9 protein-coding genes are annotated in these 14734 nt (G+C 40.7%); 5 read left to right on the forward strand and 4 right to left on the reverse strand.

What is annotated here, in order from left to right; all coding sequences use genetic code 11:
- Nucleotides 1-123 precede the first annotated feature (123 nt).
- Nucleotides 124-1107, reverse strand: a complete 984-nt coding sequence (locus tag H1225_RS13955; RefSeq protein ID WP_161670907.1) for a quinone oxidoreductase — start codon at nucleotides 1105-1107, stop codon at nucleotides 124-126.
- A 155-nt stretch (nucleotides 1108-1262) separates the two neighbouring features.
- On the opposite strand from H1225_RS13955, the gene dnaB reads away from it, so the two are divergent.
- From dnaB to H1225_RS13970, 3 genes are read left to right on the forward strand one after another with little or no spacing between them, the layout of a single operon-like run.
- The gene (gene dnaB, locus H1225_RS13960; RefSeq protein ID WP_023583065.1) at nucleotides 1263-2672 is read left to right on the forward strand and encodes a replicative DNA helicase; all 1410 of its coding nucleotides are present in this window, start codon (nucleotides 1263-1265) and stop codon (nucleotides 2670-2672) included.
- 40 nt (nucleotides 2673-2712) lie between these two features.
- On the forward strand, nucleotides 2713-3804 hold the full coding sequence (alr, locus tag H1225_RS13965) for an alanine racemase (protein WP_006536361.1): 1092 nt from the start codon (nucleotides 2713-2715) through the stop codon (nucleotides 3802-3804).
- Nucleotides 3805-3857: 53 nt separating this feature from the next.
- Nucleotides 3858-5054 (forward strand): amino acid aminotransferase, encoded by a 1197-nt coding sequence (locus H1225_RS13970; protein WP_161724062.1) that lies wholly within the window; start codon nucleotides 3858-3860, stop codon nucleotides 5052-5054.
- Between the two features lie 106 nt (nucleotides 5055-5160).
- On the opposite strand, the gene H1225_RS13975 is transcribed toward H1225_RS13970, so the two are convergent.
- The 3 genes from H1225_RS13975 to uvrA all read right to left on the reverse strand — a co-directional run bounded on the left by H1225_RS13975 (nucleotide 5161) and on the right by uvrA (nucleotide 11408).
- Nucleotides 5161-6510 carry an L-cysteine desulfidase family protein gene (locus H1225_RS13975; RefSeq protein ID WP_109848136.1) on the reverse strand — a complete coding sequence of 450 codons (1350 nt, stop codon included), beginning with the start codon at nucleotides 6508-6510 and terminating at the stop codon, nucleotides 5161-5163.
- Between the two features lie 64 nt (nucleotides 6511-6574).
- A complete protein-coding gene (locus H1225_RS13980; RefSeq protein WP_006536365.1) occupies nucleotides 6575-7906 on the reverse strand; it encodes an SLC5/6 family protein in 1332 nt (443 codons plus the stop codon).
- A 667-nt stretch (nucleotides 7907-8573) separates the two neighbouring features.
- Complete coding sequence (uvrA, locus tag H1225_RS13985) at nucleotides 8574-11408, reverse strand: excinuclease ABC subunit UvrA (protein WP_161724060.1); 2835 nt, start codon at nucleotides 11406-11408, stop codon at nucleotides 8574-8576.
- A 252-nt stretch (nucleotides 11409-11660) separates the two neighbouring features.
- Between uvrA and ssb1 the strand changes: the two genes are divergently transcribed.
- Both ssb1 and H1225_RS13995 read left to right on the forward strand, forming a co-directional pair.
- A complete protein-coding gene (gene ssb1 / locus H1225_RS13990; protein WP_072065188.1) occupies nucleotides 11661-12185 on the forward strand; it encodes a single-stranded DNA-binding protein SSB1 in 525 nt (174 codons plus the stop codon).
- A gap of 621 nt (nucleotides 12186-12806) precedes the next feature.
- Nucleotides 12807-14711: a reverse transcriptase domain-containing protein gene (locus H1225_RS13995; protein ID WP_161724058.1), complete on the forward strand. Its 1905-nt coding sequence runs from the start codon at nucleotides 12807-12809 to the stop codon at nucleotides 14709-14711.
- Nucleotides 14712-14734 lie beyond the last annotated feature (23 nt).

Raw genomic sequence — 14734 nt, forward strand, 5'->3', positions numbered from 1 at the left:
AATAAAAATAAGGTTTTTTTTTGATAATAAAAATAGGAGTGCATTATATTTATTAATAAAAGATAAATATTTAAAACCTGTCTAATTTATTTTAAACAGGTTTTTAAATCTTAAAAATAATAATTAAGGAATAAGTAAGCTTGATCCTTGAGATTGTCGGCTTTCAAGATAATGATGCGCTTCTTTGGCATCTGCTAAAGCAAATTTCTGATTATCTGGCACACTGACATCAATTTTACCACTACCAATTAACGCAAATAATGCTTCACTTGCAGCATCTAGCTCTTCGCGCGTTGTGATATAACCTGAAATAGATGGGCGCGTCACATATAAAGAACCTTTTTTATTGAGAATACCTAAATCAACACCCGTTACTGCACCTGATGCGTTACCAAAACTCACCATTAAGCCTCGATGTTGCAAACAGTCTAACGAGTCTAACCAAGTCGCTTTACCAACAGAATCATAAACAACTGGCACTTTTTGGTTATTAGTTAGCGCCAAAACACGTTTCACAATCGACTCAGTCTGGTAATTAATTACTTCCCATGCACCTGCGGCTTTTGCTTTCGCAACTTTTTTATCACTGCCTGCTGTACCAATCATTTTTGCGCCAATGGCTTTTGCCCACTGGCTTGCAATTAAACCAACACCACCAGCAGCCGCGTGAAATAAGAAAGTTTCACCAGTTTGTAATTTATAGGTTTCATTGAAGAGATAATAAACCGTTAATCCTTTTAAAAAAGAGGCTGCAGCTTGTTCAAAAGAGATATTATCAGGCAGACGCGCCACTTTATTTTCTGGTACATTATGCGTATCGCTATAAGCCCCTAGCGGAGATTGCGCATACACAACTCTGTCCCCTTCTTTTAGTGAAGTCACTTTAGCGCCTGTTTTGATAATAATGCCCGCAGCTTCAGTGCCTAATCCACTTGGAAATTGGCTTACAGGATATAATCCGCTACGTACATAAGTATCAATATAGTTAATACCAATTGCCTTATTGGCAACTTGAACTTCGTGATCACCAAGAGGAGCGGGTGTAAATGTTACTAACTCAAGAACATCTGCATCACCATGAGTTGCAAATTGAATACGTTTAGCCATTACTATCTCCTTTGTAGGATGAGAGGTTAAATACACGAGCGCAAAAAGACCTTTAGAGATAATGACAAAGGATAGCTATTTCTACAAGGCACAGATAATTGGGTTAGCGTATACTAATACGCTGACTGAGACTTTTTCGATTTTATGCAGGATTTATGGCCAGAAACAAGACCACTGACAAGCTGATGTCTGATATTAAAGACCGACAAATGGAGGGATTAAAGCTACCTCCCCATTCGCTGGAAGCAGAACAGTCCGTGTTAGGCGGTCTGATGATAGATAATGAACGTTGGGATAATGTTTCTGAACGCGTCACCGCAGAAGACTTTTATAGCCGACCTCATCGTACTATTTTCTCTCAAATGCAACGTTTGTTGGAATTAGGCAAACCTATCGACCTTATTACGCTATCAGAAGCATTAGAACAAAATGCCGAGTTAGACAGTGTTGGCGGTTTTGCTTATTTAGCAGAACTTTCTAAAAATACGCCAAGTGCGGCGAACATCAACGCTTATGCCGATATTGTCCGAGAACGTGCTGTTGTTCGCGATATGATAAAAGTCGCCAACGAAATTGCAGATGCGGGTTTTGATCCTCAAGGACGCACCAGTGAAGATCTACTCGACTTTGCTGAATCAAGAGTGTTCCAAATTGCTGAAACAAGAGCCAATAAAGACGAAGGTCCTAAAGCAATAGATGCCATTTTAGAAGAGACAGTTGAAAAAATAGAACAGCTCTATCAAAAACCTCATGATGGTGTCACAGGTGTTTCAAGTGGTTATCAAGATCTTGATAAAAAAACCGCAGGATTACAAAAATCAGATTTAATTATTGTCGCGGCACGTCCTTCGATGGGTAAAACCACATTTGCCATGAACTTATGTGAAAATGCGGCAATGACAGAAGAAAAACCCGTACTTATCTTTAGTTTAGAGATGCCTGGTAACCAAATTATGATGCGTATGTTGGCATCATTATCTCGTGTCGATCAGACAAGAATTCGTACAGGCCAGCTTGATGATGAGGATTGGGCGCGTATTTCAAGCACCATGGGTATTTTGCTTGAAAAACGCAATATGTATATCGATGATTCATCGGGTTTAACACCAACAGAAGTACGCTCTCGTGCTCGTCGAATTTATCGTGAACATGGTGGTTTAAGTCTTATCATGATTGACTACTTACAGCTAATGAGAGTACCTTCATTATCTGAAAACAGAACTTTAGAAATTGCTGAAATTTCTCGTTCTTTAAAAGCATTAGCTAAAGAACTGCAAGTTCCCGTGGTTGCACTATCACAGTTAAACCGTAGTTTGGAACAACGTGCTGATAAGCGACCTGTTAACTCCGACTTACGTGAATCGGGCTCTATCGAGCAGGATGCTGACCTTATCATGTTTATTTATCGTGACGAGGTTTATCACGAAAGTAGTGATTTAAAAGGTGTTGCAGAAATTATCATCGGTAAACAACGTAATGGTCCAATTGGTACAGTCAGACTTACCTTTAACGGTCAATGGTCACGCTTTGATAACTACGCTGGCCCTGCTTACGACGATGAATAATCACTAACCTTGATTTAATTAGAGGAAGTATTGGAATAATATGAAAGCGGCAACCGCAGTGATAGATCGCCGCGCTCTGCGTCACAATTTTCAGCATGTGAGAGACTATGCCCCACATAGCCACCTGATAGCTGTCGTGAAAGCAAACGCTTATGGTCATGGGTTATTAGAAACAGCGTATACCTTAATGGATAATGCTGATTGTTTTGGTGTTGCACGTATTGGTGAAGCATTAACCTTACGAAGTGGGGGCATTGTAAAACCCATTCTTCTGTTAGAAGGTTTTTTTGATATTGCTGATTTACCTATTTTGGTCGTCAACCATATTGAAACCGTTGTTCACAGCCAAGAGCAATTAGAAGCCTTAGAACAAGCCAATTTAGATGAACCCGTAAAAGTATGGATGAAAATCGATACTGGTATGCACCGTTTAGGTATACGCCCTGAAGATGCACAAGCTTTTTATTTACGACTTTCTGCCTGCAAAAATGTACAACAACCTGTCAATATTGTGAGCCATTTTAGTCGCGCTGATGAACCTGATGTTCCTGAAGCAACACAAAAACAAATCTCACTATTTCAAGATTTTATTCAAGATAAAGCCGGTGATAAGTCTATCTCAGCTTCTGCTGGTATTTTATTTTGGCCTCAAGTTCATTATCAATGGGTTCGCCCCGGCATTATCACTTATGGCATCTCACCTACTGGTGATGAAAGAACGGGCAAAGACTTTGGTTTAACCCCGGCAATGACACTGAAAACAAGTCTGATCGCCGTTCGTAAACATAAAGCGGGTGAACCTGTTGGTTATGGCGGCACCTGGGTCAGTGAAAAAGACACTTATCTTGGTGTGATCGCCATTGGTTATGGTGATGGCTATCCTCGCAGTGCGCCGTCAGGTACTCCGGTGTGGATTAATGGTCGAAAAGTGCCTATTGTGGGTCGTGTTTCGATGGATATGATCAGCGTCGATTTAGGGACTGAACTGATTGATAGTGTCGGTGATGAAGCTATTTTATGGGGAGATGTGCTGCCTGTAGAAGAAATTGCCAAATATAGTGGTATTAGCGCCTATGAGTTGATTACAAAATTAACCTCGCGCGTCATCATGGAATACCTAGACGAACAATAATACACACGATATTGTATCCCTATGACACACTAAAAGTGATTGGAGAAGAAGCCGTGTTTCAACAGGTTGAAGCGTTTCCGGGAGATCCGATTCTCTCATTGATGGATGTTTATAACAAAGACCCGCGTCAGGATAAAATTAATTTAAGCATTGGTCTTTATTATGATGAAGAAGGCAAGACCCCTATTTTAGGAACAGTGTCAGTTGCACGTCAGCAGCTCAATGCCATGACCCCCACAGCAACACTTTATTTACCAATGGAAGGGCTAGCACCTTATCGTAGCGAAATTCAAGATCTCCTTTTCGGTGCAGATAATCCTCTAATTGCAGAAAAGAAAATAGCCACAATCCAAACATTAGGTGGATCAGGTGCATTAAAAGTGGGTGCTGATTTTCTGCATCGCTATTTCCCAGGATCAGAAGTGTGGATAAGTGATCCAACTTGGGATAATCATCGTTCTATTTTTGCAGGCTCAGGTTTCAAAGTGAATGACTACCCTTACTTTGATCCTGAAACCAAAGGCGTAAAATTTGAAGCACTTTTAGATTGCTTTAAAAAACTGCCTGAAAAAAGCATTGTATTGATGCATCCTTGTTGCCATAACCCAACAGGTTCTGATCTGACTAAAGATCAATGGGATCAAGTCACTGAAGTATTAAAATCTCGTCAAGCAATTCCATTTTTAGATATTGCTTATCAAGGATTTGCTGAAAACTTAGATGATGACGCTTACGCGATCCGTACTATGGCAAAAGCAGGATTACCGATACTTATCAGTAACTCTTTTTCAAAAATATTTGGGATCTACGGTGAACGTGCTGGCGGCTTATCCGTTGTTTGTGATAATGCCACTGAATGCGAACATGTGTTAGGTCAGTTGAAAGCGGGTGTACGTCGTATCTATTCAAGCCCTGCAAACTATGGTGCACAAATTGTCAATAAAGTGCTATCAGACCAAGTTTTAACTGCACAATGGCAAAAAGAAGTCGCGCATATGCGTGATCGCATTAAAGAGATGCGTGTTACGTTAGTCAAAGCTTTAAAAGTTGCACTGCCTGAAAAGAATTTTGATCATCTATTAACTCAACGCGGTATGTTCAGCTATACCGGCTTTACACAAGCACAAGTTGATAGATTACGTGACGAATTTGGTATTTATCTTGTTGGTACTGGCCGTGTTTGTATGGCAGGTGTTAATACCGGTAATGTTCAGCGTATTGCTCAAGCCTTTGCGGCTGTGAGTATTTAAACCAATTAACACGATTTCATGATAAAAAAATACCTGCCTATTTTTCATAAGCAGGTATTTCTTTTTACTGCATCACAACATTACTGTCGCTTTAGGTTTTCACCTTTTATATATTGACAACTTGCTTCTTTTCCCCAGCATTACGACGCGCTTTTTCTTCCATAATCTCAATGATTTGAATATCGGTATGTTGCATTGCATGACTCGCTAATGCACAGAGATTCGCTATTGAGCTATCAACATTGTCGCTGACAATACCATCAGTACCCGCAACACTTTGATTTTGCATCGCCATCAATACTGCTTTATAGGCACTCGCTGCACTACTTGATACTTTCATTGCACAGCTATTGGATGCGCCATCACAGATAATGCCACTGATATCACCAATCATACTGTTGATAGACATACTGACAGTGGTGAAATCTTTTGTCAGTAACCATGCCATTCCTGCTGCTGCCCCCATTGAAGCTGTAGTTGCAGCACAAAGAGCAGAAAGTGGTGGAAAATGGCTATGGACATAAATTGCCATTAAGTGTGATAAAACTAACGCACGCAATAAAGTTTCATCATCTGCTTTAATAAATTCAGCAACAACCATTACGGGCAATGTTGCGGCAATACCCTGATTACCAGAGCCTGAGTTACTCATTGCAGGTAATACCGCTCCCCCCATGCGAGCATCAGAAGCTGCTGATGCTCTGATCATGATTTCACTAAGTAAGTCTTTACCTAACAAACCTTTCTCTTGTTGCAGAATTAAGGTACGGCCAATAGCTAATCCATAGGTGTTTTGTAGCCCCTCTTCTGATAAAGCACCGTTTAAACGAGCAGCATTAAGCATAAACTCAATTTCGCTCACGGGTACATTAAGTGCGAAGTTATAGATATCTTCAGCACAAACATCAGTAAAAGGTTTTTCATCAGTACATGCACCATTATTGGTAAGTGCTGATTTATCTTCTTCAAAAACAACGCTACCGTTACATTCACAACGAACAACGTGTGTATGCTCTCTTGCAATACTGACGATGGCATAACCAGATTGGCTATACACTTTCGCTTCAGAATAAAGAACATCCTCACAAGGTGCTTTTACACCCACGGTGACTTTACCTTGAGCAACCAGTGTTTTAGCTTGAGCAACCGCATCAGCGGATGCTTTTAATAAGACCTCCAATCCAGCATCAGGATCTCCTCCTGTCGCACCTAATGCTGCAGCAATAGGTAGCCCAGCCATTCCCGTTCCCGGCACTGTTACGCCCATTCCGTTTTTCATCAAGTTTGGCGAAACCCAAGCTTCGATACGAACAACTGGCTCTCCTAAAAGCGCAGTTGCTTTCGCTGCTGCCAATGCTAATGATATTGGCTCAGTGCAACCGACTGCTGGCTTAACACCTTCACGTAACTGACGAACAAACTGTGACCATAAATGAGAATTTTTGTTCTGGCTCATAATCTAACACCTTGGATTAATTTAGTTTTTAAAAACAACTCCTAACTAGAACCGAAGCTGGCGACTATGAAAATGCCAAGAACGGAGAGATAACGAGCAGTAAACCGGTAAAGATAATCAGATAGAGTGACGCACCTTTGTATTTGTGTAACATAGGTACTTTGTACACTAAGTATGCAGGGATAAGACAACCCACCATACCGAAGATTGGGCTACAAATTGAAGTGAAGCTTAGTACTGGTGCATTAAGGATGATTGCACCCCATGCCAGTAGCACAGCGAAAATCATGATGCCATTTTGTACCCATTTTTGGTTGATTTTTTCTAATGGGATATAACGTTGCAGAATGTTCATGACGATCCCTTGTGTCGCCTCACGGAAACCTAAGTAGACACCAAAGAATGCCGTCATTACAGCGAAGATATTCAGCATAACGCTTACTACTGTAACCCAACCGCCAGGGAAGAATTTCGCAGCAATCGCTAATGCAGAGATATTTTGTTCATACGCTTTAACGGCTTCATCATGACCCATTGCTAATGTGAATGAGATTGCATAGAAGAAAACTGTACAGAACAACACACCAAACGCGATGTTCATTGCACGTAACGCTTTGTGACGAGCAACTTCACGGTTTTTATTACGACCACGGTAAGAGATAACCATTGGACTTAATGTTTGGATAAACAGAATTGAAGTCAGTGTAAAAGGTAATGTAATGATTGCTTCTTTGATTAAACGTCCAGCAGGTGGTAATGCTCCTACGTTATAAAGGTGCCACATACCAATCATGGAGAGCCCTAACGCTGCAACAACCAGCAGTTTAGTCAGCACCATAAAGCTTGATAATTTAAACAGTAATTGCTCACCACGAGAAGAGATGGCCACTAAAGCACAAATCAGGATCAATCCATAGAATGGGTTTTCTGACAGTAAACTTTCAGTCACACCAAATGTTTGTAAGTAAGAAGCACTGTCATTGGTGATGGCTGTTGAGTAAACAAACATCCAAATGACCAACATAACAAAGTAAAGTGCGCCTAATAAAATACCCCAGTTTTTACCAAGATAACCTGTGATAACGCTTGGGTAGTCTTTACACTCTGGAGATTCAGCCAACGTATTAATAAATAGACGTTGGAAAAGGTACATCGCTGGATAACCAATCAGTGAGGATAGTAGGAAAACCCATAATCCCATCAGGCCTACCTGTACAGGTAAAAACACAATACCTGCACCGATCGCCATACCGATGCTCATGATAACCCAGCCCACATCATTGCCGTCGAATTTAATAGCTGCACGCCATTCTTGTTCAGTCATACCTGCGCGACGCGCGCCAGCACTAGTTGCGGGATAGCTTGTTGTCTCTGTTTTTGAGGAAGCCGTTTCCATATTAGTACTCACTTTTTATATTGTAATTGTTAATAGCAAAACGAATTTTGGGGGTAAAAAAAGTCTATCTAACATTGCGATGTCAAAATAACCTTACTCTTTGCAGGTATTATTTATTATGGGTAAATGATAGGAAATATTACGGAGAAAAAAGTTGTTATAAATCGTGATAGCCCGAAATGATTTGGAAAAAAATTCTATCGTAAGGAGAAAAGTAGGATTATCTGTTCAAAGAGCACAGTAAATAATAACCTACCTTCTACCGCGACCTTTAAAAGCAAGTAAATATTTGATAAATAACGAAAAATACATATTGTTATACAATAATAGTCAAGTATAACAATTGAAACAAATCACCAAATAAACTGTGCTGTCTATCACGATATACTATGATAATCCTTTCTATTTAGCTTTGTTATCTCGTATTTGGTTAAAATACTGTTACAAAATAGCATAATTAACCATTTAATCTGTTTTTTATAAAAATAGACGATTGATAAGATAAAAATAGATAAGGAAGTGTATAACCAAAAGAGAATACTTTTTTCGATAGAATTAAATTCTATCGTACTTCATGGATTTACTTTTCTTGAAGAAATCGCGCTACAAACAAGAAAGAAGTTATTGTCTGTAGCGCTTAGATCATAAGGAAATAAGCGGCGTGATCTTAATAACCGCGTTCTAAGATTGGTTTTAAGAATCTTGCAGTATGTGAGCCTTCAAACGCTGCAACGTGTTCTGGTGTACCTGACACTAAAATTTGGCCACCACCGCTTCCGCCTTCAGGGCCAAGATCCACAATCCAGTCGGCTGTTTTGATCACATCAAGATTGTGTTCAATCACAACAATGGTATTACCTTGGTCGCGTAACTTATGAAGCACGTCAAGTAACAGCTCAATATCAGCAAAGTGAAGTCCTGTTGTGGGTTCATCGAGAATATAGAGAGTCTGTCCCGTACCACGTTTTGACAACTCTTTTGCTAACTTAACCCGCTGCGCTTCACCGCCCGATAACGTCGTTGCTGATTGTCCCAAGCGAATATAAGAAAGGCCAACATCAATCAATGTTTGTAGCTTACGAGCCAATGCTGGCACAGCATCAAAGAACTCTCTCGCCTCTTCAATGGTCATATCTAACGCTTCGTGGATATTTTTTCCTTTGTATTTAACTTCAAGAGTTTCACGGTTATAACGCTGGCCTTTACATTGATCACAAGGTACATACACATCAGGTAAAAAATGCATTTCAACTTTTAAAACGCCATCACCTTGGCAAGCTTCACAACGCCCACCTTTTACGTTGAAACTGAACCGTCCCGGTGTATAACCACGAGTACGAGATTCAGGTACACCCGCAAATAGCTCACGAATAGGTGTAAAGACACCGGTATAAGTTGCGGGGTTTGAACGAGGAGTACGACCAATTGGGCTTTGGTTAATATCAATCACTTTATCGAAATATTCTAGCCCTTCAACATCTAAATAAGGTGCAGGTACACTATTTGTTGCCCCATTTAATTGGCGTTGTGCGATAGGAAATAACGTATCGTTGATCAACGTTGATTTACCTGATCCTGAAACACCTGTAATACAGGTAAATAAACCTACTGGTAATTTTAGATTTACATTTTTTAGGTTATTACCTTTTGCGCCAAGAATGGTCAGCATTTTTTCGCGATCAACAGGCACTCGTTGTTCTGGAATTGCGATGCGACGTTCACCACTTAAGAATTTCCCCGTTAATGAATTCGGGTTATTAATAATATCTTCAAGTGTCCCTTGAGCGACAATTTCACCACCATGAACACCTGCACCAGGACCAATATCAATAACATGATCAGCGGCACGGATGGCATCTTCGTCATGTTCTACGACGATCACAGTGTTACCCAAATTACGCAAGTGGATCAGCGTTTCAAGTAGACGATCGTTATCTCGTTGATGTAACCCTATCGAAGGTTCATCCAATACATACATCACACCAACTAATCCCGCACCAATCTGACTGGCTAAGCGAATACGTTGAGCTTCACCACCTGATAAAGTTTCTGCAGAACGAGAAAGTGTGAGGTAATTTAATCCCACATTGACCAAGAATTTTAATCGGTCACTGATCTCTTTTAAGACTTTTTCTGCAATCTTCGCTCGCTGACCGCTCAATTTTAGATTTTGGAAAAAGGTCATGGCATGACCAATACTGTAATCTGCTATTTCAGGCAATGTGGTGTTTTCAACATACACATGGCGCGCTTCTCGGCGTAAACGTGTACCACCACAAGAAGCACAAGAACGATTACTAATATATTTAGAAAGCTCCTCACGTACCGCACTAGATTCTGTCTCGCGGTAACGGCGTTCCATATTATTTAATACACCTTCAAAAGGATGATGACGAACAACAACATCACCACGATCGTTTGTGTATTTAAATTCAATATTCTCTTTGCCTGATCCCGTTAAAATGACTTTTTGAATATTATCTGGTAACGAATCAAATGGTGCTTCAACATCAAAATGATAGTGCTCACCCAATGAGCGTAGCATTTGGAAATAGTAGAAGTTACGGCGATCCCACCCTTTGATGGCACCACCAGCAAGGGAGATGTCTCTATTTTGGATCACTAATTCAGGATCAAAAAATTGCTGAACACCTAAACCATCACAAGTTGGACAAGCCCCTGCAGGGTTATTAAAAGAGAATAAACGAGGTTCTAACTCGCTCATGCTGTAGCCACAAACAGGACAAGCAAAGTTTGCAGAAAAAATAATGTCTTCTGCATTGTTATCATCCATATCAGAGATAACGGCAGTACCACCTGAAAGTTCTAACGCAGTTTCAAAAGATTCCGCTAAGCGTTGAGCCAGATCGTCACGTACTTTAAAACGGTCAATTACCACTTCAATGGTATGTTTTTTCTGTAATTCTAATGTTGGTGGATCAGAAAGATCGCACACTTCGCCGTCAATACGCGCACGAATATAACCTTGAGCAGCAAGATTATTGAGTAGCTTAATATGCTCACCTTTACGTTCTTTCACCACAGGTGCTAACAGCATTAAGCGCTTACCCTCTGGTTGCTCAAGTACATTATCAACCATTTGGCTCACTGTTTGAGCGGCTAATGGAATATCATGATCAGGGCAACGAGGTTCACCAACACGCGCAAATAAGAGACGTAGGTAATCGTGTATTTCGGTGATGGTTCCCACCGTTGAACGTGGGTTATGTGATGTAGATTTTTGTTCAATCGAAATAGCGGGAGATAAACCTTCAATGTGATCAACATCAGGCTTTTCCATTAACGAAAGAAACTGACGAGCATAAGCAGAAAGTGATTCAACATAACGTCGTTGCCCTTCTGCATAAAGCGTATCAAAGGCTAAAGAGGATTTACCTGAGCCTGAAAGTCCCGTAATAACAATAAGTTTATCGCGAGGAATGACCAAATTGATATTTTTTAGATTATGGGTGCGAGCGCCCCGTACTTCGATTTTATCCATGAATATATCCCGGATTGAGAGAGTCGCCGAAAAAGAAATAATCGGATAATTATGACACAAAGTTAACTGAATGGATATACAGTATATATAGTGAAATTGAATGATGATGTAAACCTGTCATTTTGAGACAAAAAAATTTCGACAATGTTCACAATTGAGAAATTCATCACACGTCATATTCAAATTTTAGCGTACGTGATAAACTTATTCGCTTATGATTTCAAAAAATTTACTTTCGCAGGAGTACCTCACATGGCGAGCAGAGGCGTAAACAAAGTTATTCTTATCGGTAATTTAGGGCAGGATCCAGAAATCCGTTATATGCCAAGTGGCGGTGCAGTTGCCAACCTAACATTGGCAACATCAGAAAGCTGGCGCGATAAACAAACCGGTGAAATGAAAGAAAAAACCGAGTGGCACCGTGTGGTAATTTTCGGCAAATTAGCGGAAATTGCAGGCGAATATCTGCGTAAAGGTTCACAAGTGTATATCGAAGGCCAATTACAAACACGTAAATGGCAAGACCAAAGCGGCCAAGACAGATATAGCACTGAAGTTGTTGTTAATATCGGCGGCACAATGCAGATGTTAGGTGGCCGTGGCGGCCAAGACAGCGCGCCATCTCAAGGTGGCCAAGGCGGTTGGGGTCAACCACAACAGCCACAAGCATCACAACAATTTAGCGGTGGTGCTCAATCTCGCCCACAACAACCCGCTGCAGCTCCAGCACCAAGTAATGAACCACCAATGGATTTTGATGACGACATTCCGTTTTAAGTGCGCCATTTTGCTTTGTAAATCAAGCGCTTACGGCTAATTTATGTCGCAAGTATAGGCTGTTGGAAAGCCTATTGCAAGCCTAACTTATCCTTGTCTAGTAATAGACTTGAACCTCGAAAGAGGGAGGGGAGTGCAGCATGTTAGGTCAAAAGGCTGGTGGCGGGGAAACTATCTACTTTGCGCCAGTCATTGCAAGTCCCATAAGGTTAAACCTGATTGGTTGAATCATAGTCCATAGTGGGTTTCGGGATATCTTTGACTCACGATAGTTCAGGAGTCATACCAAGATTTACGATAATTATTGTTAAAAGGCTATCGTATCCAACAATCTTGGCACCTGCTCGGTGAGAGTGGTAATTGGACGTAAGTGGAACCTAAGTGGGACGCATCTTGTTTATAAAGAAATGCGGGATCACCTAAGTTGGTTTGAGATAAACAACCAATATGGTGACGGAGGCTCCATAGTACCCAACGTAGCCTTGTAATGAGGTAGCAGTCGGTTTAAATCCGACCTGAAATTTGAGTATAAGTATCGAGGTAACTCATACGAAAGCTTAAATGTAGGGGGGAAGGGAGACAGTTAGACACGATACTAAAAGAAGCGAGGTTCAATAGTCAGTGCTATTACAAAGAACACTCAATGCTCTGATTGGTATTAATAAAGCAAGTAAGCAAGGCTATAAGGTCAAGAAATTACATAAAATAATGTGTAACCATCAAGATCTTTGGATGCAGGCGTATGCCAACATCTACTCTAATCGTGGAGCCATGACGAAAGGGGTAGACTCAAACACACTCGATGGTATGGGTGTTGATAGAGTTCAAAATATTATCAACCTAATTAAATCAGGTGACTATCGTCCAAAGCCTTGCAGACGCACACACATCCCCAAGGATGCTAGGAATCCGAATGGTAAGAAACGACCTTTAGGAATTCCCAGTGGTGACGACAAGTTGATTCAAGAGGTCATGAGAATGATCCTTGAGGAAATTTATGAACCAGTCTTTAGCGATTGGAGCTATGGATTTCGACCCAACAAATCATGCCACACAGCACTTACTGAAATACGTAATGGTTGGAAAAGCACCAAATGGGTTTGTGATGTCGATATTAAGGGATACTTCGACAATATTAACCATGACTTATTGCTGAAATTTCTTAGCAATAAGATTGATGACCGGGCTTTTCTTGGGCTTCTAAAGAAGTTTCTGAAAGCTGGTTACATGGAAGAATGGCGTTACTTTGGCACCCACAGTGGGACACCGCAAGGGGGAATCATATCCCCTATACTAGCCAATGTTTTTCTCCATGAACTTGATGAGTTTATGAAAATTAAAATCAAAGAGTTTAGCAATGGAGGACGAAGAAAACCTAATCCTGAATACAAGCGGGCACTACAAAATCGAGCTAATCGTATAAAGTGGATAAGACAAGGCTTTGGTGCATCTGGCTACCCTGCTGATGAGCAGAAAATTGCCAAGTGGGAAATGGAAATCAAAAACCTTGAAGAGCAATTGGTTAATACCTCAAGTGTTCTTATGGACGACCCTGACTTTAAGCGTATGCGTTATGTTCGGTATGCTGACGACTTTCTAATTGGGATCATTGGTTCTAAACAGGAAGCAATGCAAGTAATGTCTGACATTACTGAATTTGTTGAGTCGGAATTAAAGCTTGAAGTATCGAAAGAGAAATCAAGCGTAGTTGACCCGAAACAAGGTTTTATCTTTCTCGGATATGAAATTCTATGTCGTAGGGAAAATAAACGAGTTAAATGTGTTGTGGGACACAACTCGGATGGCAGTAAAACTCACGCTGTTAAGCGCACCATTACTGAACACATTCACCTTGGTGTTCCGAGAGCGAAAATACAGAAATTCTGTGCGCTCCGTGGCTACGGGAATTACGAATCTGGCATGGACGGTTGCAGAGGAAAGCCTGCAATGATGTATTTGTCTGACTATGAAATTATTAGTCAATACAATGCTGAAATGCGTGGCTATGCCAATTACTATAACTTAGCACCAGTTCTATATCTGAATAAGCTACATTGGATATGGATGAATAGTCTGTTAAAGACGCTGGCTGGAAAACATCGTTCATCTAGAACTAAAATCGCTAAACGATTGAAGCAGGCTGATGGTCGATATATCCACAGAGAAATTCGTAATGGAAAACTTTATGAACTTGAAGTTTTTCAACTTAAAAATCGAAGTGTGTCTCTAGCAAGTTTTGCCGACCCGTTTCCGAATGTTTATAAATATTCGAGCAGAACTGAATTGCTAGACAGAATGGCAGGTAACAAATGTGAATACTGCGGCACCGTTACTGGATATCTTGAAGTTCACCATGTGCGTAAACTGAAGGATATTAAGGATGGTACAGAGCCTTGGAAAAGACTGATGATTGCCCGACATCGGAAGACGTTAGTTTTATGTAAGGACTGTCATGTCGATCTTCACAGAGGGAAGCTGCCAGACTATAGAAACTTTGCTAAGTCTAGCGGAGAGCCGTATGCATAGAAATGTGCACGTACGGTTCGGTG

This window comes from Proteus penneri, from assembly GCF_022369495.1.
Lineage (GTDB): Bacteria > Pseudomonadota > Gammaproteobacteria > Enterobacterales > Enterobacteriaceae > Proteus > Proteus penneri.